This window comes from Shewanella sp. SR44-3, from assembly GCF_014163735.1.
Classification (GTDB): Bacteria; Pseudomonadota; Gammaproteobacteria; order Enterobacterales; family Shewanellaceae; genus Shewanella.
Genome location: NZ_JACJDV010000019.1, coordinates 39,406 through 60,947, shown reverse-complemented (window position 1 = coordinate 60,947; position 21,542 = coordinate 39,406). Strand labels below are relative to the sequence as shown.

Sequence of the window (21,542 nt, the reverse complement as noted above, 5' to 3'; positions counted from 1 at the left end):
CATAAAAATAACTTCATCAATGAAGCTATGGTGGTCGCTACTGGGCTCGAACCAGTGACCCCCTCCTTGTAAGGGAGGTGCTCTCCCAGCTGAGCTAAGCGACCTCATGCTGTGTGGGGCCGTATTATAGGGGGCGAGTAAAACCTGTCAACGCTTTTCGACGAAAAAATATTTGTCCGCAGCAAATTTACGCTATTTGTTGTTTTGTTAAACAAACTAAAACTCACTTTAATGGCTTGTAAGCATAAAATAGCGTTATTTCACGCTATAAACTTCCACTGCATCGTTAGTTTCATCATTTAGCCCTGCTATTTAAGCCTTTGGGCTTATCGTGCATTTTACTGAGATTGTTTATATGAGAAACATTTCCACTAGGATGTTTGACTGTTAGAATAAGCGCCACATTTTATATTTGTCTTCTTCAAGACGTTTTTAAATAGGTTAGTGTCCGATTATGACAACTCCTGCGATAACTAAAACGCGCTTTGCCCCAAGCCCAACTGGCTTTCTTCACGTTGGTGGTGCCCGTACAGCACTTTACTCATGGCTTGAAGCTCGTGCTAATAACGGTGAATTTGTGCTTCGTATAGAAGACACGGATATAGAACGCTCAACACAAGCTGCTTGTGATGCCATTCTTGATGGCATGAACTGGTTAGGTTTGACTTGGGATGAAGGTCCTTATTACCAGACCAAACGTTTTGATCGTTACCACGAAATTATTGCTCAGATGCTAGAGAAAGGCACTGTCTATAAATGTTATTGTTCACGTGAACGCATTGAAGCTATGCGTGAAGAGCAAGCTGCTGCGGGTTTACAACAAAAGTATGACGGTTGTTGCCGCAACTTAGCAGCAAGAGACACTGACGAGCCATTCGTTATCCGTTTTAAAAATCCAACTGAAGGCAGCGTTATTTTTGATGACCATGTCCGCGGCCGTATCGAAATTTCTAATGACATGTTGGACGATTTAATTATTCAACGTACCGATGGTGTGCCAACCTACAACTTCTGTGTCGTTGTTGATGATTGGGATATGGGTATCACCAGCGTTGTGCGCGGGGAAGATCACATCAACAATACTCCGCGTCAAATCAACATCCTTAAAGCACTCGGGGCACCAATTCCTGAATATGCTCATGTGTCGATGATTTTAGGTGATGATGGCGCTAAGCTATCTAAACGCCATGGTGCTGTTGGTGTAATGCAATATCGTGATGACGGATATTTACCCGAAGCCCTGTTGAACTATTTAGTGCGTTTGGGCTGGTCTCATGGCGACCAAGAAATCTTCTCAATGGAAGAAATGAAGCAGTACTTTAAGCTGGATGATATCAACAAAGCGGCCTCTGCGTTTAATACCGATAAACTGATTTGGTTGAATCAGCACTATATTAAAACCCTTGATCCTGAATATGTCGCAAGTCACTTAGCTTGGCATATGGAAGATCAAAAAATTGACACGACGAATGGCCCTGCATTAGCGCAAATTGTTACTGCACTTTCAGAGCGCGCCAAGACATTAAAAGAATTGGCTGAATCAAGCCGTTACTTCTTTGAAGACTTCACTGACTTTGATGAAGCTCAAGCTAAAAAGCATTTGCGCGGTGTGGCCCTTGAGCCATTAACCTTAATAAAGGCTAAATTAGCAGCTTTAACTGAATGGTCTGTCAGTGCAATTCATCAAGCAATTGAAGATACCGCCACTGAACTTGAGGTTGGAATGGGTAAAGTGGGTATGCCACTGCGTGTTGCTGTGACAGGCGCAGGCCAGTCACCTGCGCTAGATTTAACCTTATTTTTAATTGGAAAAGATAGATCTGAGCAAAGAATATCCAAAGCGATTGATTTTGTAGCAGATAGAATAAATTCCTAAAAAACGAGTTGACACTTTTGGGTATGCTGCATAGAATGCGCCTCGCAGTTGAGACACGTGGTCAGTAATTCTGGTGGCGTATCCAAAAGCAGATTAAGTAAGTCGGGGTTATAGCTCAGCTGGGAGAGCGCTTCGCTGGCAGTGAAGAGGTCCACGGTTCGATCCCGTGTAGCTCCACCACTTACTTAAGCATCTTTATTAGATGAAAGCATTGATATTCTTGGTTAACAAGAGTGCCTACAGATATCAATGAGTATTCACTCGATACAGAGTATAACGTATCAACTGTGTCCCATTCGTCTAGAAATAGAATATAGGACACCGCCCACTCTGGTTTATAAAGAGTCGGCGGTAACAGGGGTCGAATCCTTGTTATTCATTATGTAGCAATTAGCATTGATGTTTAGCCTACAGGCATCTATGAGTATTCACTCGATACAGAGTATAACGTATCAACTGTGTCCCATTCGTCTAGAGGCCTAGGACACCGCCCTTTCACGGCGGTAACAGGGGTTCGAATCCCCTATGGGATACCACTTTTTTAAGTTTTGGTATCAACCGAGATTTTATATTCGGGGCTATAGCTCAGCTGGGAGAGCGCTTCGCTGGCAGTGAAGAGGTCCACGGTTCGATCCCGTGTAGCTCCACCAAGTTTGCTAAATAAAGCAAATTAACATTGATATTCTTGGTTACCAAGAGTGGCTACAGACATCAATGAGTATTCACTCGATACAGAGTATAACGTATCAACTGTGTCCCATTCGTCTAGAAATAGAACATAGAACATAGGACACCGCCCACTTTGGTTTATAAAGAGTCGGCGGTAACAGGGGTTTGAATCCTTAGGATTTTAGCGCTTGATATAGGTAATTAGCACTGATGTTTAGCCTACAGACATCTATGAGTATTCACTCGATACAGAGTATAAGGTATCAACTGTGTCCCATTCGTCTAGAGGCCTAGGACACCGCCCTTTCACGGCGGTAACAGGGGTTCGAATCCCCTATGGGATACCACTTTTTTAAGATGGTTGAACATGATTCGAAGCAATTGTTTTCGAAAAAAGCGTTTAATGATCTAAATAGCATTGATATTCTTGGTTACCAAAAGTGCCTACAGACATCAATGAGTATTCACTCGATACAGAGTATAAGGTATCAACTGTGTCCCATTCGTCTAGAAATAGAGCATAGGACATCGCCCACTTTAGTTTATAAAGAGTCGGCGGTAACAGGGGCCAAATCCTTAGGGTTTTAGCGCTTGATATAGGTAATTAGCACTGATGTTTAGCCTACAGACATCAATGAGTATTCACTCGATACAGAGTATAACGTATCAACTGTGTCCCATTCGTCTAGAGGCCTAGGACACCGCCCTTTCACGGCGGTAACAGGGGTTCGAATCCCCTATGGGATACCATATTTTTGATGGTTGAACGTGATTCGAAATATTTTCGATAACGTTTGAAAATCTAAAATAGCGTTGATGTTTAGCCTACAGACATTAACGAGTATTCACTCTCAGTGCAGAGTATAAAGCATGACTAGTGTCCCATTCGTCTAGAGGCCTAGGACACCGCCCTTTCACGGCGGTAACAGGGGTTCGAATCCCCTATGGGATACCAAATTAACCACCGCAAGGTGGTTTTTTTATGCCTTTCATTTAGCTCACTATTTTGCCACATTCTAATCTGAATATTCTTATTTAACCTCAAATCGGGTTAAGAGATGAGGTTAAATAACCATATTGTTCGGTATTTATGTGATCCTAAACAAACGTTTTAAAAAATAAATGCTGAGTTTTTGCTCAACATTCGCTAGATTAATGGCAAACAACAAGGAACTCTTAATCCAAGGAACCGAACTATGCCTATCTATCAAGCGCCACTTAGAGATTATCAATTCATTCTTTCTGAACTACTCAATATTTATCAGCAAGATGAGTTGAAAGGCTTCGATGATTTTGACCCTGAGCTTATTGACGCTATCTTACAAGGTGTTGCCGATTTTGCCACTGATGTTATGCTGCCAATTAATGCAAGTGGCGACTTGCAAGGTTGCAGTCTTAAAGATGGCAAAGTCACCACTCCAGAAGGATTTATCTCAGCCTATCGCCAGTATGTCGATAACGGCTGGGCAACCTTAACCTGCACACCTGAATTTGGTGGTCAAGGACTGCCCGAAGTGGTTGGTACCTTTGCCACCGAAATGAAAACGGCTACCAATATGGCATTTGCCATGTATCCTGGCTTAACTCATGGTGCCTACAGCGCCATTCATGCCCACGGGAATGAAGCCTTAAAGCAGAAATACTTGCCAAAGCTTGTCAGTGGGGAATGGACTGGCACCATGAACTTAACGGAATCCCATGCTGGAACCGACTTGGCCTTACTGCGAACCAAAGCCGTTCCTGTGAGTGAAACAACATTTTCCATCAGCGGCGAAAAAATATTCATCTCCTCAGGCGATCACGACCTTGCCGACAACATTGTTCATCTAGTGTTGGCACGCTTGCCCGATGCCCCTGCTGGCGTTAAAGGCATTTCTTTGTTCGCAGTGCCTAAATATCTAGTGAATGCCGATGGCAGTTTAGGGGCACTTAATAGCCTCAGTGCCACAGGTCTTGAACATAAGATGGGGATCCACGGTAATTCAACCTGTGTCATGCACTTTGATGGTGCGATTGGTGAACTGATTGGCGATGCTCATCAAGGGCTTAAGGCTATGTTTACCATGATGAATCAAGCACGGCTTGGGGTAGGTATCCAGGGGCTTGGTGTATCAGATATTGCCTATCAAAATGCCCTCGCCTATGCTAAAGATCGTATTCAAGGTCGGGCACTAAGCGGTGCTAAACAGCCACAGCAAGCCGCTGATAGCATTTTGGTCCATGGCGACATTCGCCGTATGTTATTGTCGCAAAAATCATTTAATGAAGGTGCACGCGCGCTTATGGGCCAGCAAGCTTTATGGCTCGATGAAGCCGAGCGCCATAACGACCCGGTTAAAGCTAAACAAGCTTCGGCATTGGCAGCTTTATTTACCCCCATAGTAAAGGGGTTTGTGACCCAAGAAGGGTTTAATGCCTGCGTCGATGCACAACAAGTGTTTGGCGGCCACGGTTACATTAATGAATGGGGCATGGAGCAATTTGTCAGAGACATCCGCATTGCAATGATCTACGAAGGCACTAATGGAGTACAGGCGCTGGATTTGGTGGGCAGAAAACTCTTAAGTGATAAAGGCCAAGCCTTAGGCTTATGGCAAGGTTTGGTGAAAGATTTTGTTCAGCGTCGCCAAGATAAACCTCAACTTACCCCTTATATTACAGGTTTAATGAGTGCCGCCACTGAACTTGAAAAAGCCACGGCTCATATCGTAAGCCTTGCCAACACATCGCCAGATAGCCTAGGAGCAGCGTCTATGCCCTATATGAAACTGTTGGGGATAACCACCCTTGCTTGGATGTGGACCCGAATGGCTGACACTGCGATAACAGCGTTAGCAGCTGAGCCAGAAGATGCAGATTTTTATCAAGCTAAACTGCAAACTGCAAGCTTCTTTATGAGCTATTGGGGTAGCCAAGCTAAAAGTCTAAGGCTGCAAATAGAGGCCTCAAGCACTCAAATAACACAGTTTAATGATCAATATTTCTAAGTAGCACATTTAAGTTGTGAGTTACTCCAGTAAATCACAACCTGCTTTGTGTAAGCCACAATAAAAAACAGCTTCAATTGAAGCTGTTTTTTATTGTTAATTCTTAATCTTGCAGGCGATTAATCTAATTAGATATTAATCCCACAGACTAACAATCCCACAAAAACTCACGAAAATGCTTACGGCACACTGATTCGTAACTCTCATTGCCGCCAATGGCAACTTGCTCACCTTCTCGCATTGGTTTGCCTTCGCCATCAAGACGTACCACCATATTCGCCTTGCGGCCACAATGGCAGATGGTTTTAAGCTCAACTAACTTGTCAGCCCAAGCTAATAAATACTGGCTGCCGGTAAATAATTCACCTTGAAAGTCACTGCGAAGGCCATAACACAACACTGGAATATCCAAATTATCCACTACATGGGTTAATTGTCTCACTTGCTCTTTACTTAAAAACTGGCTTTCATCGACTAATACGCAATGCAGTTTAGTTTTCAGGTGAGTTGACTCAACTAATTCAATTAAGTTATCGCCTTCACCAAACACTTGGGCTTCAGTTTGCAACCCTATTCTAGACGCAACCTTGCCTATGCCGTAGCGGTTATCAATCGATGCTGTCATCACTAAGGTATTCATTCCGCGCTCGCGGTAGTTATATGATGATTGTAATAATGAAGTCGACTTACCCGCATTCATCGCTGAATAATAAAAATAAAGTTGCGCCAAAATACATGTCCTTTAATGAGGTGAAAACAGCCACTATGGGGATGATTATACCTATATCCATAATAAAAATGCCGTAACTTTTAGGTTGACGGCATTGTTAATCACGTCTATTTCAGATCAGAAATAGCGATTAGCTTTTATTTTGAGAATAAATACACTTATTACAAATAGCCCGCTTGCCGCCGCTAGACTATAAAGCAATGACTGACTGAAGCCTAAAACCAAGTAACCAATAAGGCTTATCATGGCTGCAATAAGCGCATAAGGCAGTTGAGTCACCACATGGTCGATATGATGGCAACTCGCACCCGTTGAAGATAAAATAGTGGTATCTGAAATCGGCGAACAATGATCGCCAAACACAGCGCCAGCCAAGACTGCTGATAACATAGGCAACATCATAGTGCTGTCACTGCCCATGGCCATATCAGCTGCAATCGGTAACATAATACCGAACGTGCCCCAACTTGTGCCGGTTGAGAATGCCGTTATCCCCGCTAGAATAAATAACACCGCAGGTAACAGTGCAAATGGAATATCGCCACTTGTGGCTAGGCTTGCCATGTATTTACCGGTTTCTAGTTGCCCAATAACGGCGGCAATAGTCCAAGCAAACAATAAAATATAAATGGCTGGCAACATAGAGCGTGCGCCTAAGGTCAAGCCAGTAACAATCATCTTAAGCTCTATTTTCTGCACTAGGCTTAATATTAACGTCACAGCAAAACCAATGAGTGCACCAAAAAATAGCGATGAGCTAACATCGGTTTTCTCAAAGGCACCCAATAAACTAAATTCTAGATTGGCAGCTTCAAGCGCGCTGGCGCCACTTGCAACCATAAAATAACAAGTCCCTAGGACCAACATTAAAATGGGTAAGAATAAACCTAATACGCTGCCAGTATCAGCTTCAGGTAAATCAGCACTCGCGCCTGGAGGCGTGCCTTTAGATTCATCAAACAGCTCGCCTTTTTTAGCATTCATCTCATGTTTACGCATTGGACCAACATCCAAGCCAAACATAGTCACACACAGCAGCAGCAACAAAGCAAAAATGGCGTAGAAATTCATCGGGATCATCTGCACAAACAAGCTTAAATGCCCAGAGCCTGCAAAACCATGAGCCGTTAAAATGCCGCCGATAAGGGCTATAATGTATGCTCCCCAGCTAGAAATCGGCGATAACACACACACAGGCGCTGCCGTAGAATCCAAAATATAGGCAAGTTTGGCTCGCGACACATGGTATCTGTCTGTAATGGGACGTGAAATGGCGCCAACCACTAAACTATTAAAATAATCGTCAATAAATACGACACAGCCTAAAAATATTGTCAGCAGTTTTGCATCACGCTTACTGCGAATGCGTAGCCTCGCCCACTCTGCAAATGCTCGTGCTGAGCCGCTGACGGTTATCAAGGCGGTGATCATACCAAGCACAATCAAGAAACCTATGATATATAAATTCCAGCTGTTGAGTGCGCCATCACTCCACACTAAGCCGCTGACGCTTTGTGCGACAAATTCACCACTTGCAAGCAGAGCAAAATCATTAAGCAGTAAGGCACCAGCCAAGATCCCAAGACCAAGAGATAAAAGTACATGACGAGTTAAAATAGCCAAGATGATGGCTACTAAAGGCGGCAGTAAAGAAAGCGCCGAATCGGAGTAAGTTATTAGGTTCATTGTAATTTTCTTTAATACAAACGTATGGAGGCAACTGAACCGGTGGCAGGAACAACATTAAACACCTGTCCTATCAGTAGCGCTCCACGGTATAAATTTTCTATCTTCCTGATAAAAAACACCATGGCAGTATTGTGCTTATTCAACAGCAACACCAGCAGTTGACCAAGATGGATCCCACTACTTCGGCACTAACTCCTTTCGTGAACGATCTTAGGCATCACCCTACTGATCACTACTTATAATTAGCGCACCTCTACCTCTAAGGGTGCATTGAGTTAACTCAACGCGGGCACATATAAACATAAGCGGCTGTGAGTATGCTAACTCACAGCCGCTTAGTGTGATTTAGTTCACAAATTAAAGCAAGTTACTCAGTGCAGGAACAGCCTCGAATAAATCAGCTTCTAAGCCATAATCTGCCACTTGGAAGATTGGCGCTTCTGGATCTTTATTGATTGCAACAATCACTTTGGAGTCTTTCATACCCGCAAGATGCTGAATAGCGCCAGAAATACCCACAGCGATATATAGATCTGGGGCAACAATTTTACCTGTCTGCCCGACCTGTAAATCGTTAGGCACAAAGCCTGCATCTACAGCTGCACGTGAAGCGCCAACAGCCGCGCCTAACTTATCGGCTAAGGTCTCAAGTAGAGCAAAGTTCTCACTACTGCCCATACCGCGACCACCAGAAACAATAATGCCAGCGCTGCCGAGCTCAGGACGCGCCGAGACGGTGAGCTCCTGTGATACAAAAGCCGTTTTAGCTTCAATCACCTGAGTTAAAGTTACTACGTCAGCATTACCGCTAGATGCGGCGACATCAAATGCACTGGAGCGCACTGTCATCACTTTCTTGCTATCTAAACTCTGCACTGTGGCTAATGCGTTACCCGCGTAGATTGGACGCACAAAAGTATCATTACTTACGACAGCAACAACTTCAGAGATTTGTGAAACATCCAATAACGCCGCAATCCGTGGCAAAGTATCTTTACCCACACTTGAAGCTGCGCTGAGAATATGCTCGTAATCATCAGCCAAGGTTAACACTAAAGCCGCCAGGTTTTCAGCCAGTTGCGCTTGGTAAACCGCTGCATCAGCGACCAATACCTTACTAACGCCATCTAAGGCTTTAGCAAAGGTAACCACTTCAGCACATTCAAAGCCTGCTACCAAAAGGTGAATTTCAGTGCCTATTGCTTTGGCCGCACTGACAACTTTGGCAGTGTCTAATTTTAAATGAGTATTATCATGTTCAGCTAGGACTAGAATGGCCATGTTAAATCACCTTCGCTTCAGTTTTTAATTTCTCGATCAACTCTTCTACAGAGGCAACCATGATCCCGGCTTTACGCTCAGACGGCGGTGTCACTTTAAGCACTTTCTGGTGTTCTTTTAAGCTCACACCTAAATCGGCCATCGTAATCACATCCAGCGGCTTGCGCTTTGCCTTCATAATATTAGGTAAAGAAGCATAGCGTGGCTCATTTAAGCGTAAATCGACCGTCACTACCGCAGGTAATGGCATGGTCAAGGTCTGTAAACCACCATCAACTTCACGAGTAACAGTGGCGTTATTAGCGTCGATTTTCAATTCAGAAGCAAAGGTTGCCTGTGGCATACCTGCAAGGGCAGCTAGCATTTGTCCGGTTTGGTTATTATCACCATCAATAGATTGCTTACCAAAAATCACTAACCCTGCTTGCTCTTTTTGCTGGATAGCAAGAAGCAGTTTTGCAATAGATAACGGGACTAACTCTTCGTCAGTTTCAATGTGAATGGCTCTGTCAGCCCCAAGAGCCATCGCCGTCCTTAGCTGTTCTTGTACGGCTTTAGTACCGATACTGACAACAACAACCTCAGTAGCACTACCTGCTTCTTTAAGGCGAACCGCTTCTTCGACAGCAATTTCACAGAAAGGGTTTAAGGCCATTTTCAAATTGGCCGTATCAACATTTGTGTTGTCAGCTTTAACCCTGACTTTCACATTGGCATCGACTACGCGTTTTACTGGCACCAATACTTTCATAGGGCTTCCTTCTACACCTTCAATGTATGTGGATTGAGCATTGGTGGACCCAATGCGAGACAGGCCAACTTTACGTCCTGTTGACGTTAACGTCAACCAATGTTAAACAAGCGTTTGCATTTTTTAAGCCTTGCATTCACAAAAGTCACCCAAAAGTGTGATGAAAATTATATTAATTGTCCTTTTTTATAACTTTTGGGTAATTATTTTTATTTAATTCCTAATTAAGATGTAATTTGGTTTGATTATAAATATATTAGTTTCTATCATTAAGTTTAGCCGTGGCATATTCGCTTGTAATTCTCATTACTATTTATAGAGCTCATGAAAATTTAAGCTAACACTTAGAATATGAAGATTAGAGTTAGGCACTCTCCTCAAGAAATTTGAGATACACATTAAACACCATAAGATATGTTTTTATCTATAATTTAGGTTAATAACAAGGTTGACTTTCATCCGACATTTAGCCTTAAGATAAATATTTACTTCTTAACTCATGGTTCTCGTGCCTAATTTGATAAATATTCATGTTGAAGTAAAACTAAGTTGATTAGCTGATTTCGTGAGATACTTTGACGATATTACTTATTAGCTTAAGCAAACAGTTAACGTCCTTGAGCTAAATTAGCGACTATAATGCCAACAAGACCCATTACCTTCAGATTAGGATGAACACAGACATGAGCGATTTTTTAAGTATTCTAACTCACGGACGCCGTTTTAAAGCTGCAGTGAAAGAACTAGCCCTAACTGACTTACGTGATTTAGCCGTTAAGCTAGAGAAAGTCATTATTGAACGTGAAGCAGAAGAACAAGCAGAAACGGCAGCTAATGCTGAACGTAATGCTAAAATTGCTGAAATTTTAGCGCAAATCGAAAACAATGGTTTATCGATTAATGACTTGGGCGATGTTGCAATCACTAAAGCCCCCGCTAAAAAGCGTGCGCCACGTCCAGCTAAATACCAGATAACAGTTGATGGCGAACTGATCCAGTGGACAGGCCAAGGTCGTATGCCGACAGTATTTAAAACTCAGCTAGAACAAGGCAAAAAAATGGAAAACTTCTTAATCCCAGGCATGGAATAAGTTTTCTAGCCACCATTTTAGTGGCGCTACGCACATTTGACTTTAAAGCCTGCATTTATGCAGGCTTTTTATTTCAGCCTCTCATATCACTAAAACTTTCTCAGACTTTTAAGACAGGTTAAACTAACGTCTCACTCCTCATTTTTAGGTTAGGTTTATGTCTTTATTCTCTATACGCAATTTAAGTTGCGCAGCGGTTTCTTTGTTACTCACTGCCTGTGCAGGCGACTATGCATTTAAAAGTAACTTAGACCCTAAGGCCATTGACGATTATTTTAAGCCCAGCCAAGTTGCGGTATTTGATGGAAAAACTTTACCCAATGCTCCTTTTAAACGCTTAACATTAGTCAGTGGTGAAACCTGTCAATTTAAGGCAACCGATGCTCCAGCCTCAATTATCGAAGCTAAAACCCTAGCAAGGCGTGCCGCCGCCGATCTAGGCGCTAACGGCATCATAATTCAACGTTGTCAGCTTATTGAAATTGCAGAACAAGATTGCGTAAGCCGCGCCTTATGTGTGGCGCAAGCAATTAAAATAAATCAGCAATAACAGTATTTGGATACCCAATTTAAGCTTATGTCGGATATTAATTCAGTGCCAAGTAACGCTAAAACTGCAACCCAAGAGTCAATATTTAGCAATACCATTAATGCTATTGCGATTTGCCGCAGTCCTTATAAGCAAAAATTTGGTATTCCAAGGCAACCGGGGTTGGTCGATGCCAGAGGTTATATTGAATTAACCTCTGACGTTAATCACCTAGATGCGGTACGTGGCATAGAACAATACTCACATCTTTGGCTGTTATTTTGTTTTCATGAAAACTTAAGCCAAGGCTGGAAAACCACGGTCAGGCCGCCACGTTTAGGCGGCAATGAAAAGCTCGGGGTGTTTGCCACTCGCTCAACCTTCAGACCCAATGGTATAGGTCAATCTGTGGTGCGCCTTCATGGCGTGGTACAGCGCAAAGGCAAAGTGTGCTTAGAAATATCCGGCATGGATTTACTCGACGGCACCCCTATCATTGATATTAAGCCCTATATCCCCTTCTCTGATGCCATTATTGATGCCAGTGGCGGCATTGCCCAAGAGGCACCAGAGCTCATTGATGTGAGTTTTTCATCCTTAGCAGCCACACAAGTCGATTATTATGGCTCCCAAACTCAGTATGGCGATCTTAAACAACTCATCCAAGGGGTGCTATCCCAAGATCCACGCCCTGCTTACAAAAAAGCTAAGCTAGACAGAAAATTATACCAAGTCGCTCTCTATGATTTAGACATTTTCTGGCACCTTGTTGACGCCAACATTGAAGTTATAGAGCTTAAGTCTGCAAATTTTGCAAAGCTCAAGGAGGCTTAATGGAGGCGCTGGATTATCAAAGCCAACACAAACAGCGACTGTCATGGATGCCTTGGCTGTACTTTTCCTTAAAAGAAAAACATTTAGTATGGGCTAAGCCTTGGCAAGATAAAGTGCAAGCAAGACTTAAACAGCTGGAAACGATTCACATAGGCGAGCGATGCTTTATCGCCCCAGAAGCCAAACTGTTTGCAGAGCCCGGACGCGACATCCATATCGGTAACTTGTGCATGATTGCTGCCGATGTCTTTATTCATGGTCCTATTACTCTTGGGGATGAAGTCGCGATCAATCACGGTTGCAGTCTCGATGGTGGCCGTGCAGGCATTATTATTGGCAATAAAACCCGTATTGCTAATAATGTCACCATTTACGCCTTCAATCACGGCATGGCCATGGATGCGCCCATCTATCAACAAGCGGTTTCCTCTAAGGGAATTGTCATAGGTGAAGATGTGTGGATTGGTGCCCAAGCTGGCATAGTCGATGGCGTGACAATAGGCCATCACGCCGTGATTGGCATGGGGGCGATTGTCACTAAAGATGTGGCCGACTTTGCCATCGTTGCCGGCAATCCTGCCCGAATCATTGGTGACAGACGCGATAAAACATAACCCCCCATCACCCCTTCCCAAGTTTGTGTGCAATCCCTTTAATTATCAGGTGACATCAGCCTACTAGCTGCTAAAATGACGCTCATTCATAGCTACTAATTGGACATCGGGAATGCGAGTTAGCAAGTACCTGCTTTCAACACTAAAAGAAACACCTGCAAATGCAGAGGTGATAAGTCATCAGTTAATGCTGCGCGCGGGTATGATCCGTCGTAACGCTTCAGGTCTTTACAGCTGGTTGCCCTCTGGCTTACGTGTATTACGTAAAGTTGAGGCCATAGTGCGTGAAGAAATGAACAAGGCTGGCGCCATTGAAATTCTGATGCCCCTAGTTCAACCGGCTGACTTATGGGTTGAAACCGGTCGCTGGGAAAAATTTGGTCCTGAACTGCTGCGCTTCCAAGACAGACACAATCGTGATTTTGTTCTTGGCCCAACCCATGAAGAAGTGATCACAGATCTTGTGCGTAAAGAAGTCAGCTCATATAAGCAGCTGCCTTTAAGCCTGTATCAAATCCAAACTAAGTTTCGCGATGAAGTGCGCCCACGTTTTGGCGTAATGCGTGCCCGTGAATTCTTAATGAAAGATGCCTACTCGTTCCATTTAGACCAAGGCACCATGGATGAGACTTATCAGGCAATGTTCACGGCCTATAACAATATTTTCACTCGTATGGGACTGGCATTCCGTCCCGTACTTGCTGACACAGGCTCAATCGGTGGCAGTCTTTCTCACGAATTCCACGTGCTTGCTAACAGCGGTGAAGACTTAATTGCCTACTCAACCGGTAGCGATTATGCCGCCAACATTGAGAAAGCAGAAGCCGCTATACCGACTCAGACTCGCCTAGCGCCATCTCAAGTGATGAGCACTATCGACACCCCTAATGCTAAGACTATCGCTGAGTTAGTTGAACAGTTCAATTTAGCCATCACTAGCACGGTTAAGACCCTAATCGTTAAAGGGTCGACTGAAGAGCAGCCACTGATCGCTTTAGTTATTCGCGGCGACCACGAGCTTAACGAAGTTAAAGCTGACAAGATTGACTTAGTGGCCTCACCGCTTGAGTTTGCATCTGATGCCCAAATACGTGCAGCCATTGGTGCAGGTCCAGGTTCAATCGGCCCTGTTGGCTTGAACATTCCCGTGTTTATTGACCATAGCGTTAGCGTTATGAGCGACTTTGCCGCCGGTGCTAACCAAGATGATAAACATTTTGTTGGTATCAACTGGGAGCGTGACTTACCGCTGGCAACGGCTGCAGACATCCGTAATGTTGTCGAAGGCGAAGCCACCCCTGATGGTTTAGGGACTTATGCTATGGCTCGCGGTATTGAAGTCGGTCATATATTCCAGCTTGGCACTAATTACTCAGAAGCCATGAATGCTACGGTATTGGATGAGAACGGCAAGTCACAAGTGATGTTAATGGGTTGTTATGGTGTCGGCGTTAGCCGTATAGTTGCGGCAGCGATAGAGCAAAACCATGATGATAGAGGCATAATGCTCCCTGAAGCTTTAGCACCATTCACTGTGGGCATATTACCGATGAACATGCACAAATCTCATCGCGTGGCTGACATTGCAGAAAAGCTTTATCAAGACTTAAATGACGCCGGCATCGAAGTGTTACTCGATGACCGTAAAGAGCGCCCAGGCGTAATGTTTGCCGATATGGAACTCATTGGCTTACCCCATGTAGTCGTCATTGGCGATCGCAATATTGATGCTGGCGTATTTGAATATAAAAACCGCCGCACAGGTGAGAAACAAGATATTCCGTTAGATCAAATTGTCGATTTTCTTAAATCGTCATTAAAAGCAGTAGGCTAAAAGCTACAGACTAATACTGCGATAAAGGCTGGTCAACGTTTGTTCAGCCATTAACATAAAAGCCGCTTAACCTATCGAGTCATGCTCAAAGTTAAGCGGCTTTTTAATATCTTTTTAATGTCATTTCTAATGTCACAATCATCATTCTTACTGAAAACGTTATTCTGTCGCTTTAATAAATATATCAATTTCTAAGCCTTTACCAACATCAGAGTTAAGCGCTAACCGCCCGCCTAAGGTTTGAGTGACTAAGTTAAACACTATTGACATACCAAGCCCAGTGCCTCCGGCGTTTCTTGCTGTGGTAAAAAAGGGCTCAAATATTTTCTCTTTTACTTCTGGAGTTAATCCCTTGCCATTATCCTTATAAAACATTTTTATCTCATCAGCGCAACGCTCTGCCCCAAGAACAATTTGCTTGTTACCACTAAAATCTTCGGGATACGCATGGCGAAAACAATTGGACACCAGATTAGTGAAAATCTGCGCTATGGCGCCGGGGTAGGACTCCACAAAAATATCTTCACTGATTTGTATATCTAATTGAATATTATGCTTACGAGTCAGCGGCCTTAAGGGACTTGAAATTTGACCTAAATATTGGGATAAATTAAAACGCTCTTTTTCCAAAGTGAGTTGGTCAGCTGCGGTACGCTTAAAATTATGCACTAATTCTGCAGCCCTTGAGAGGTTACGATCAATCAAATGTAAACCATCTGAAAGTGTATCTAGAAAAGACACAAAATCTTCCTCTGCCAATTCATTATCTTTAAAGCGTTTGTTAATCAAGTTAAGCTCATCAATACAATGACTTACTGATGTTACCGCGATACCAAGAGGAGTATTCACTTCATGAGAAACCCCTGCAACTAAATTACCCAGCGCCGCCATTTTCTCGCTTTCGACTAATGTCGATTGGGTAGCCTTTAAGTGACCTAAAGCTTCATTTAACGCTTGGGTACGCTGAGCAACTTGACCTTCAAGATCGATATTGACCTGAGCCAGTTTCTGCTGGAATGTAAGGGTCTCTTTGGCCCCCATCGCACGGCCAAAACAGTCTGCAAGTGCACTCACAAACACCTCATCATCATGGACCCAGGGCTTTAGTGAACCTTTTCGCTCACAAATCAATACTCCGACCATCTCGCCATGGTGACGAATAGGGCTTGCTAAAATGGTGATAATATCATTGGGAATTAAGTAGGAGTCTAAAAACTCTGAATTGATGTAATCCGCTTCATCCCGGTGAATAACTAAATTACGTTCCTTATCCAAGGCGCTGAAAAACACAGGGAAAACAGAGCGTTCAAAGGATATGTTGCTGATAATATTATGTTCTTCTTTGAGTAAATAACTCTTAAGTAGCTGCTTATCCTCGTTCAATAACCAGATCCCCACACGGCTCACCTGCAAACCTTTATGGATATAATTAATGATAAGCTCAGATGATGAACCTAATTCACCGTCATCGATCACGGGTGACTTACTGATCTCAAACAATAGATTTTTTAATTCTTTATTCATGAAAATATCACTCAGCCGATTTTTCATCGGGCAAATCCCTTTGGATTGCCGCAAATCTGTCCATTAATGCTAAACATGCAATACAGAGCTTAGGATCAAACTGCTTACCCGACTGCTCTATGATGTAATCCTTTACTTTTTCCACAGGCCAAGCTGCTTTGTAGCAGCGCTTTGATAGTAAGGCATCGACCACGTCAACTATGGCCATAATCCGCCCCTCTATCGGGGTTTCATCGCCCACTAAGCCTCTTGGATAGCCGGTACCATCCCAACGCTCATGGTGAGTATAGGCAATTCTGGCGCCCATTTTTGCGATAATACGATTGGACTCTGCTAGCAATTTATAGCCTTTTTCGGCATGAGTTTTCATGATTTCCCACTCAACCTCATCGAGCTTACCCGGCTTATGTAAAATGCTCTCAGGGATCCCAATTTTGCCTACATCATGCAAAGGAGCAGCATAGCGAATGGTCTCAATAAAGCTTTCTGCCAGCTGCAAATGCTCGGCAAACATTTCACTCATAATCGCTACGCGGCGTACGTGTGCACCTGTCTCTTTGCTGCGCTGCTCTATGGCGTCACCAATAATTAAAATCAGCTCTTTTTGGGTCTGCTGCACATTCTCTTTGCCTGCTAAATTCTCAAAGGTAATACTCACATTGGCGGCAAACAGCTCTAAAATACGCACCTGTAACGGCGTTAATGCAGTATTGTGTTCAAGATATAAAATACTGGTAACGTCTTTACCAAATTGATAAAAGCCTACATAAATATTGTCATTCAGTATCGATGTTTTAAGGGCTATGGCTTCAATAATGTATTCTTTTACATCACCAGGCAGTGACTCTACATTTTCAATTTCTTGATAACTGACCATATCACCCGTAGCGGCCAATAAGGTCATTTGAGTATCAAGATACAAATCTTGATGATAACTGGTTAAATACAGTGCTGAAGTGTCTAAATTCAACAACTGCAAGGTCTGCTCTAACACTGCGCTGCCGAAGTTATGTAAGGTGCTGCTTTGTAATACAGAACTTGATGCCGAAATCACTCGCTCCATGCCCTTCTGACTTTGCTCAATGATTTTAATATCTCGGTAAGAGCGCAGCGAAGTGTAAACGCAGGACTTTAGTTTAGCGGCGGTGAGCTCTGTTTTAGCTTTATAATCGTTAATGTCATATTCACGGATCACTTGCTCTTCAGGCGCACTCCCCGGTTGACCGGTACGCAAAATGATCCTAGTACTATGATTATTCAATTCATTACGGATTTTATGAACTAAATCTAAGCCTGCTTGGTCGTTTTCCATCACCACATCGACAAATGCAAGAGCAATATCGGGCTCATCACGCATCAAGGCAAAACCTTCTGCGGCGCTGTAGCAGGAATAAAACTTAAGCGTTTTTCCCTCAAGTGAAAAATGGCTCAAGGCGAACTTGGTGACATCATGAATACCGGGTTCATCGTCGATAATAACGACTTTCCAATACTGGTTGCAGCCATTGGTCTTGCCATCTTTTTTAGGCTCAGTTGCTGATGATTTTTTAAATAATGCCACTCAGTGTTCCTTACGCTACCCAAATGCCAAAACAAGGTCTAGGCTCTGCCTGTAAATCATTCTAGCCTATAGAATTAATTGTTGATGGCATTTATCTTTACCAATAATATTGTTTGATATTGAAAATATAGCTTATTATCCAAGTAACACAGATAAAAACATCAACAGTGTCGTCAGATAAAAATTACAAACCGTTATGCATAAAGCGCGCAGCAAAAATCAGGTTAATAACTCCTAAATGATTGCGCCAATGCTACACGTGTTATACAAGACGCCATGAAGTGAGGATTTTCATTGTCAGATTCTATAGCGCTCGTCCTAGGTGGTGGTGGCTCTCGCGCTGCATACCAAATTGGGGTACTCAAAGCCTTAGCTCAGTTTTATCCACGCAACCATGGCGTACCGTTTAAGATTATCAGCGGCACATCTGCTGGGGCGATTAATGCAACCTCCCTTGCCACCCATGCATCTTGCTTTCATCTTGGGGTACGTAAACTTGAGTGGGTATGGCGTAATTTTGAAACCCCAAAAGTCTATAAATCTTCCGTGGGCGGTGTGTTGGCTCATTTGGGCAAAATGGCCATTAAAGGCTTACAAGATGGCAGAGTTAACACCGATGCAGGCAGCTTACTAGACAATAATCCACTTCGGCATCTTCTTAATGAATTAATTGATTTTAAAAGAATTGATAGGAATATTGCTAATAATGCGTTAACAGCAATTAGTGTTGACGCCTCTTGCTATAACGACTCTCGCTCTTACAGTTTTTTTCAAGCTAAAGACAGTCTTGATGACTGGCATAGAGCACGCAGAGCGGGGTTAAGATCAAGACTTAACACTGAGCATTTATTGGCAAGCGCCGCCATTCCTATGGTGTTTCCATCAATAAAACTTAATCAAGCCTATTTTGGTGATGGTTCAGTGCATCAATTATCACCGCTTTCCAGTCCTATTCACTTAGGCGCTGATAAAATTTTTGTAATTAACTTAGACAGCCCCCATAAAGCCAATAATAATGAGTTAAAATACCATCCCAAAACAGCCACCATAGCCGGTCACTTGCTGGATACTATCTTTTCTGACACTTTAAACAGTGACTTAGAACGGCTAAAGCGCATCAATACCACCTTGAGCTTGATCCCAGAAGAGAATCGACGGGACCTGAGTTTACGGCCAATCGAGACATTAGTGATTAAACCCAGTGAAGATTTAAGCCTGATTGCCTCACGGTTTTATCAGGATATGCCTTATGCGATCAGAACCTTGCTAAGGCTTTTAGGGCTTGAAAGGGAATCAGACTCCAGTATTGTGTCTTATCTACTTTTTGAAAAAAGCTACACCAGCGCCCTTATCAATCTAGGTTATAGCGATGCGATGGCGCAAATTGATGAGATAAAAAGCTTCTTTAATATTTCAGTAAAATAGCTAACAGCGAAAGCGCTAATCCCAGCAGGACTCAAGGAACCGCTTCAGGTATAATTTGTCTATTCATCATCTTAGACAGCCCTGCTAACACATGAATTGCCAACCAACTGCTATTCCTGAAGTTTTACTCTTTAAACCCACGCTTCACTGTGATGAGCGTGGTTTTTTTATGGAAACCTTCAGGCAAAATGAGTTTGATGCATGCCTTACTGCTAATGGCATGATGCCCACTCAATTAGTGCAAGATAATGTCTCTCGCTCTCAACGCCATGTTCTTCGGGGGCTTCATTTCCAAAGCAAGCAGCCCCAAGGTAAATTAGTGCGAGTTTCCCATGGGGAAATCTTTGATGTCGCTGTAGATATCAGGCCACAATCAGCGACTTTGGGTCATTGGGTTGGCCATATTATCTCTGCTGAAAACCGCTTGCAAATGTGGATCCCGCCAGGATTTGCTCACGGCTTTTATGTGCTCTCTGACATCGCTGATATCGTCTATAAATGCAGTGATTACTACCAAAGTGATGATGAACAGGTTATCGCCTGGAACGACCCACAGTTAGCTATAGATTGGCCTCTTAAGGGAGAACCCATTTTATCGATTAAAGATAATCCACAGTTTTTCAGTCAAACAGCCCCCTCATCCCCAATGATGCAGAAAATCAAATGAGCGCTGTAAAAACATCACCCACAGTATTAATCCTTGGCGCTAAAGGGCAACTTGCTCAAGCTCTGTTATACACGAAACCCGCTCATCTCAAGATTATTGCTTTAGGCAAGCAGGAGTTAGATATCACTAACAAGGCGTTATTAATGCAAGTGCTACGTACCATAAACCCTAGCATTATCATTAATACTGCGGGCTTTACTCAGGTTGAATTAGCCGAACAAGCAACGACACTCGCCTCTGATATTAATGGCGCTGCCGTTGCTCAGCTTGCTCTACTCGCTAAACAGCAAGCAGCTAGGCTCATTCATCTTTCCAGTGATTATGTCTTCGATGGTAGGAAAAATAGCCCTTACTTGTGCAGCGATACCCCGAGCCCCACTAATCATTATGGTCATTCAAAGCTTGAAGGAGAGCGAGGGGTACTTAGTTTGCATAATCCCAATTCGTGCATAGTACGCACCTCTTGGCTCTATGGCGGGCAAGGTCCACACTTTGTCACAACAATGCTTAATTTAATGCAGACCAAAGATGAGCTTAAAATCGTTGCAGATCAGCGCGGAAGTCCAACCTACGTCGTTGGCTTAGCTCAGTTCATTTGGGCTCTGTGCCAAATGAAGACCTTGTCATCTATTTACCATTGGAGCGACATGGGAGTGTGCTCTTGGTTCGAGTTTGCCGTTGAAATTCAGCGCCAAGCATTGACCCTTGGGATCCTAAAGCAGCCCATTAGTCTGTTGCCCATATCCTCTGAGCAATACCCCTCTAAGATTACAAGGCCAGCCTACAGCGCACTTGAATGCCAAAATTCAAGCGCTATTTACCCAGCTACGCCCTGGGAAATCCAGTTAAGGCACTATTTACTTAGCTACCAACAAAGTATAAATCATCGAAACAACAGCCTTATCTTATAAATTATCTAGAATATCTGCTACAGCAAGTGACAGCGCAGCAGTATCAGCTCACTTCAATCAAAATAATTCACCAACAATGAAGAAAAATTTCGCTTTCGATTAGACTTATCATTCGGTAAAAATGTAGTAGTACCAACAAAGGTATTGTTATGCCAATGGCATTAACTCAATGCTCAACATTAGCACAGGTAAATTCGTTGATAGCCAAGCAGGCATTTCAAAATAGTGTTATTCAAGACTTGAAATGTTATGCCGCTAACTCAAGAGTTGACCCGCTATAGAGAGCCACAGGTTAAGAGAATTGGTGCTATATCAGGACTTAGATCATGTCTCACACATTCGAATTTGATGACGATGAAACGCCATGGAGCGACACCATCAAAGAAAAGCAAAAAACTAAACGTGTTAAACAACGCCGCCGCGATAACAAGCGCCGCTTTGTTGATGACAATGCCATCATGGATTTCACTCCCGCTAAGTGGAAATAACACCTGGTTTTAGCTGAATCAAATTTATAAAAGCAAGTTGCTCGCAACTTGCTTTTTTGTTTCAAAAATCCATAAAAAAGG

General features: G+C 43.2%; 17 protein-coding genes, 7 tRNA genes and 1 riboswitch. Of the genes, 17 read left to right on the top strand and 7 right to left on the bottom strand.

Going from position 1 to position 21,542, the window contains the following annotated elements:
• Positions 1-28: 28 nt before the first annotated feature.
• Positions 29-104: transfer RNA gene (locus H5073_RS11125), tRNA-Val, on the bottom strand.
• 350 nt (positions 105-454) lie between these two features.
• Here H5073_RS11125 and gltX point away from each other — a divergent pair.
• The 8 genes from gltX (at position 455) to H5073_RS11085 (ending at position 5,532) form a co-directional block, all read left to right on the top strand.
• The gene (gene gltX, locus H5073_RS11120) at positions 455-1,876 is read left to right on the top strand and encodes a glutamate--tRNA ligase (protein ID WP_182679650.1); all 1,422 of its coding nucleotides are present in this window, start codon (positions 455-457) and stop codon (positions 1,874-1,876) included.
• Between the two features lie 104 nt (positions 1,877-1,980).
• Positions 1,981-2,056: transfer RNA gene (locus H5073_RS11115), tRNA-Ala, on the top strand.
• 280 nt (positions 2,057-2,336) lie between these two features.
• Positions 2,337-2,412 (top strand) — tRNA-Glu (locus H5073_RS11110).
• 38 nt (positions 2,413-2,450) lie between these two features.
• Positions 2,451-2,526 (top strand) — tRNA-Ala (locus H5073_RS11105).
• Between the two features lie 290 nt (positions 2,527-2,816).
• A tRNA-Glu gene (locus H5073_RS11100) sits at positions 2,817-2,892 on the top strand.
• A 327-nt stretch (positions 2,893-3,219) separates the two neighbouring features.
• A tRNA-Glu gene (locus H5073_RS11095) sits at positions 3,220-3,295 on the top strand.
• A 129-nt stretch (positions 3,296-3,424) separates the two neighbouring features.
• Positions 3,425-3,500, top strand: a tRNA-Glu gene (locus H5073_RS11090).
• Positions 3,501-3,741: 241 nt separating this feature from the next.
• On the top strand, positions 3,742-5,532 hold the full coding sequence (locus H5073_RS11085) for an acyl-CoA dehydrogenase C-terminal domain-containing protein (protein ID WP_182679649.1): 1,791 nt from the start codon (positions 3,742-3,744) through the stop codon (positions 5,530-5,532).
• Positions 5,533-5,680: 148 nt separating this feature from the next.
• Here H5073_RS11085 and H5073_RS11080 read toward each other — a convergent pair whose 3' ends face one another.
• The 4 genes from H5073_RS11080 to H5073_RS11065 all read right to left on the bottom strand — a co-directional run bounded on the left by H5073_RS11080 (position 5,681) and on the right by H5073_RS11065 (position 9,983).
• On the bottom strand, positions 5,681-6,262 hold the full coding sequence (locus H5073_RS11080; RefSeq protein WP_182679648.1) for a thymidine kinase: 582 nt from the start codon (positions 6,260-6,262) through the stop codon (positions 5,681-5,683).
• Positions 6,263-6,379: 117 nt separating this feature from the next.
• Positions 6,380-7,948: a Na+/H+ antiporter NhaC family protein gene (locus tag H5073_RS11075; protein WP_182679647.1), complete on the bottom strand. Its 1,569-nt coding sequence runs from the start codon at positions 7,946-7,948 to the stop codon at positions 6,380-6,382.
• 69 nt (positions 7,949-8,017) lie between these two features.
• Positions 8,018-8,215, bottom strand: a riboswitch (Lysine riboswitch).
• Between the two features lie 93 nt (positions 8,216-8,308).
• Positions 8,309-9,232, bottom strand: a complete 924-nt coding sequence (locus H5073_RS11070; protein WP_182679646.1) for an electron transfer flavoprotein subunit alpha/FixB family protein — start codon at positions 9,230-9,232, stop codon at positions 8,309-8,311.
• Position 9,233: 1 nt separating this feature from the next.
• Positions 9,234-9,983 (bottom strand): electron transfer flavoprotein subunit beta/FixA family protein, encoded by a 750-nt coding sequence (locus tag H5073_RS11065; protein WP_182679645.1) that lies wholly within the window; start codon positions 9,981-9,983, stop codon positions 9,234-9,236.
• 683 nt (positions 9,984-10,666) lie between these two features.
• Between H5073_RS11065 and H5073_RS11060 the strand changes: the two genes are divergently transcribed.
• From H5073_RS11060 to H5073_RS11040, 5 genes are all read left to right on the top strand, one after another.
• Positions 10,667-11,074 carry an H-NS family nucleoid-associated regulatory protein gene (locus H5073_RS11060; RefSeq protein WP_182679644.1) on the top strand — a complete coding sequence of 136 codons (408 nt, stop codon included), beginning with the start codon at positions 10,667-10,669 and terminating at the stop codon, positions 11,072-11,074.
• Between the two features lie 157 nt (positions 11,075-11,231).
• The gene (gene rcsF / locus H5073_RS11055) at positions 11,232-11,624 is read left to right on the top strand and encodes an Rcs stress response system protein RcsF (protein WP_220488041.1); all 393 of its coding nucleotides are present in this window, start codon (positions 11,232-11,234) and stop codon (positions 11,622-11,624) included.
• Between the two features lie 27 nt (positions 11,625-11,651).
• The gene (gene tsaA / locus H5073_RS11050) at positions 11,652-12,437 is read left to right on the top strand and encodes a tRNA (N6-threonylcarbamoyladenosine(37)-N6)-methyltransferase TrmO (protein WP_182679653.1); all 786 of its coding nucleotides are present in this window, start codon (positions 11,652-11,654) and stop codon (positions 12,435-12,437) included.
• A complete protein-coding gene (locus tag H5073_RS11045; protein ID WP_182679643.1) occupies positions 12,437-13,051 on the top strand; it encodes an acyltransferase in 615 nt (204 codons plus the stop codon). Before tsaA ends, H5073_RS11045 begins: the two co-directional genes overlap by 1 nt.
• A 112-nt stretch (positions 13,052-13,163) precedes the next feature.
• Entirely contained in the window at positions 13,164-14,885 is a 1,722-nt protein-coding gene (locus H5073_RS11040; protein WP_182679642.1) for a proline--tRNA ligase, read from the top strand.
• A gap of 159 nt (positions 14,886-15,044) precedes the next feature.
• Here the strand turns inward: H5073_RS11040 and H5073_RS11035 are convergent, their stop codons facing one another.
• Together H5073_RS11035 and H5073_RS11030 are read right to left on the bottom strand one after the other, a co-directional pair.
• Positions 15,045-16,409 (bottom strand): sensor histidine kinase, encoded by a 1,365-nt coding sequence (locus tag H5073_RS11035; protein WP_182679641.1) that lies wholly within the window; start codon positions 16,407-16,409, stop codon positions 15,045-15,047.
• A 7-nt stretch (positions 16,410-16,416) separates the two neighbouring features.
• Positions 16,417-17,970, bottom strand: a complete 1,554-nt coding sequence (locus tag H5073_RS11030; protein WP_182679640.1) for a DUF3369 domain-containing protein — start codon at positions 17,968-17,970, stop codon at positions 16,417-16,419.
• Positions 17,971-18,264: 294 nt separating this feature from the next.
• Here H5073_RS11030 and H5073_RS11025 point away from each other — a divergent pair, with 294 nt between their 5' ends.
• From H5073_RS11025 to H5073_RS11010, 4 genes are all read left to right on the top strand, one after another.
• Positions 18,265-19,395 (top strand): patatin-like phospholipase family protein, encoded by a 1,131-nt coding sequence (locus tag H5073_RS11025; RefSeq protein WP_182679639.1) that lies wholly within the window; start codon positions 18,265-18,267, stop codon positions 19,393-19,395.
• Between the two features lie 91 nt (positions 19,396-19,486).
• A complete protein-coding gene (gene rfbC, locus H5073_RS11020; protein WP_182679638.1) occupies positions 19,487-20,062 on the top strand; it encodes a dTDP-4-dehydrorhamnose 3,5-epimerase in 576 nt (191 codons plus the stop codon).
• Positions 20,059-20,973, top strand: a complete 915-nt coding sequence (gene rfbD, locus H5073_RS11015) for a dTDP-4-dehydrorhamnose reductase (protein WP_182679637.1) — start codon at positions 20,059-20,061, stop codon at positions 20,971-20,973. The genes rfbC and rfbD overlap by 4 nt, the downstream gene beginning before the upstream one ends.
• Before the next feature lie 326 nt (positions 20,974-21,299).
• A complete protein-coding gene (locus H5073_RS11010; protein ID WP_182679636.1) occupies positions 21,300-21,461 on the top strand; it encodes a small highly charged protein in 162 nt (53 codons plus the stop codon).
• Positions 21,462-21,542 lie beyond the last annotated feature (81 nt).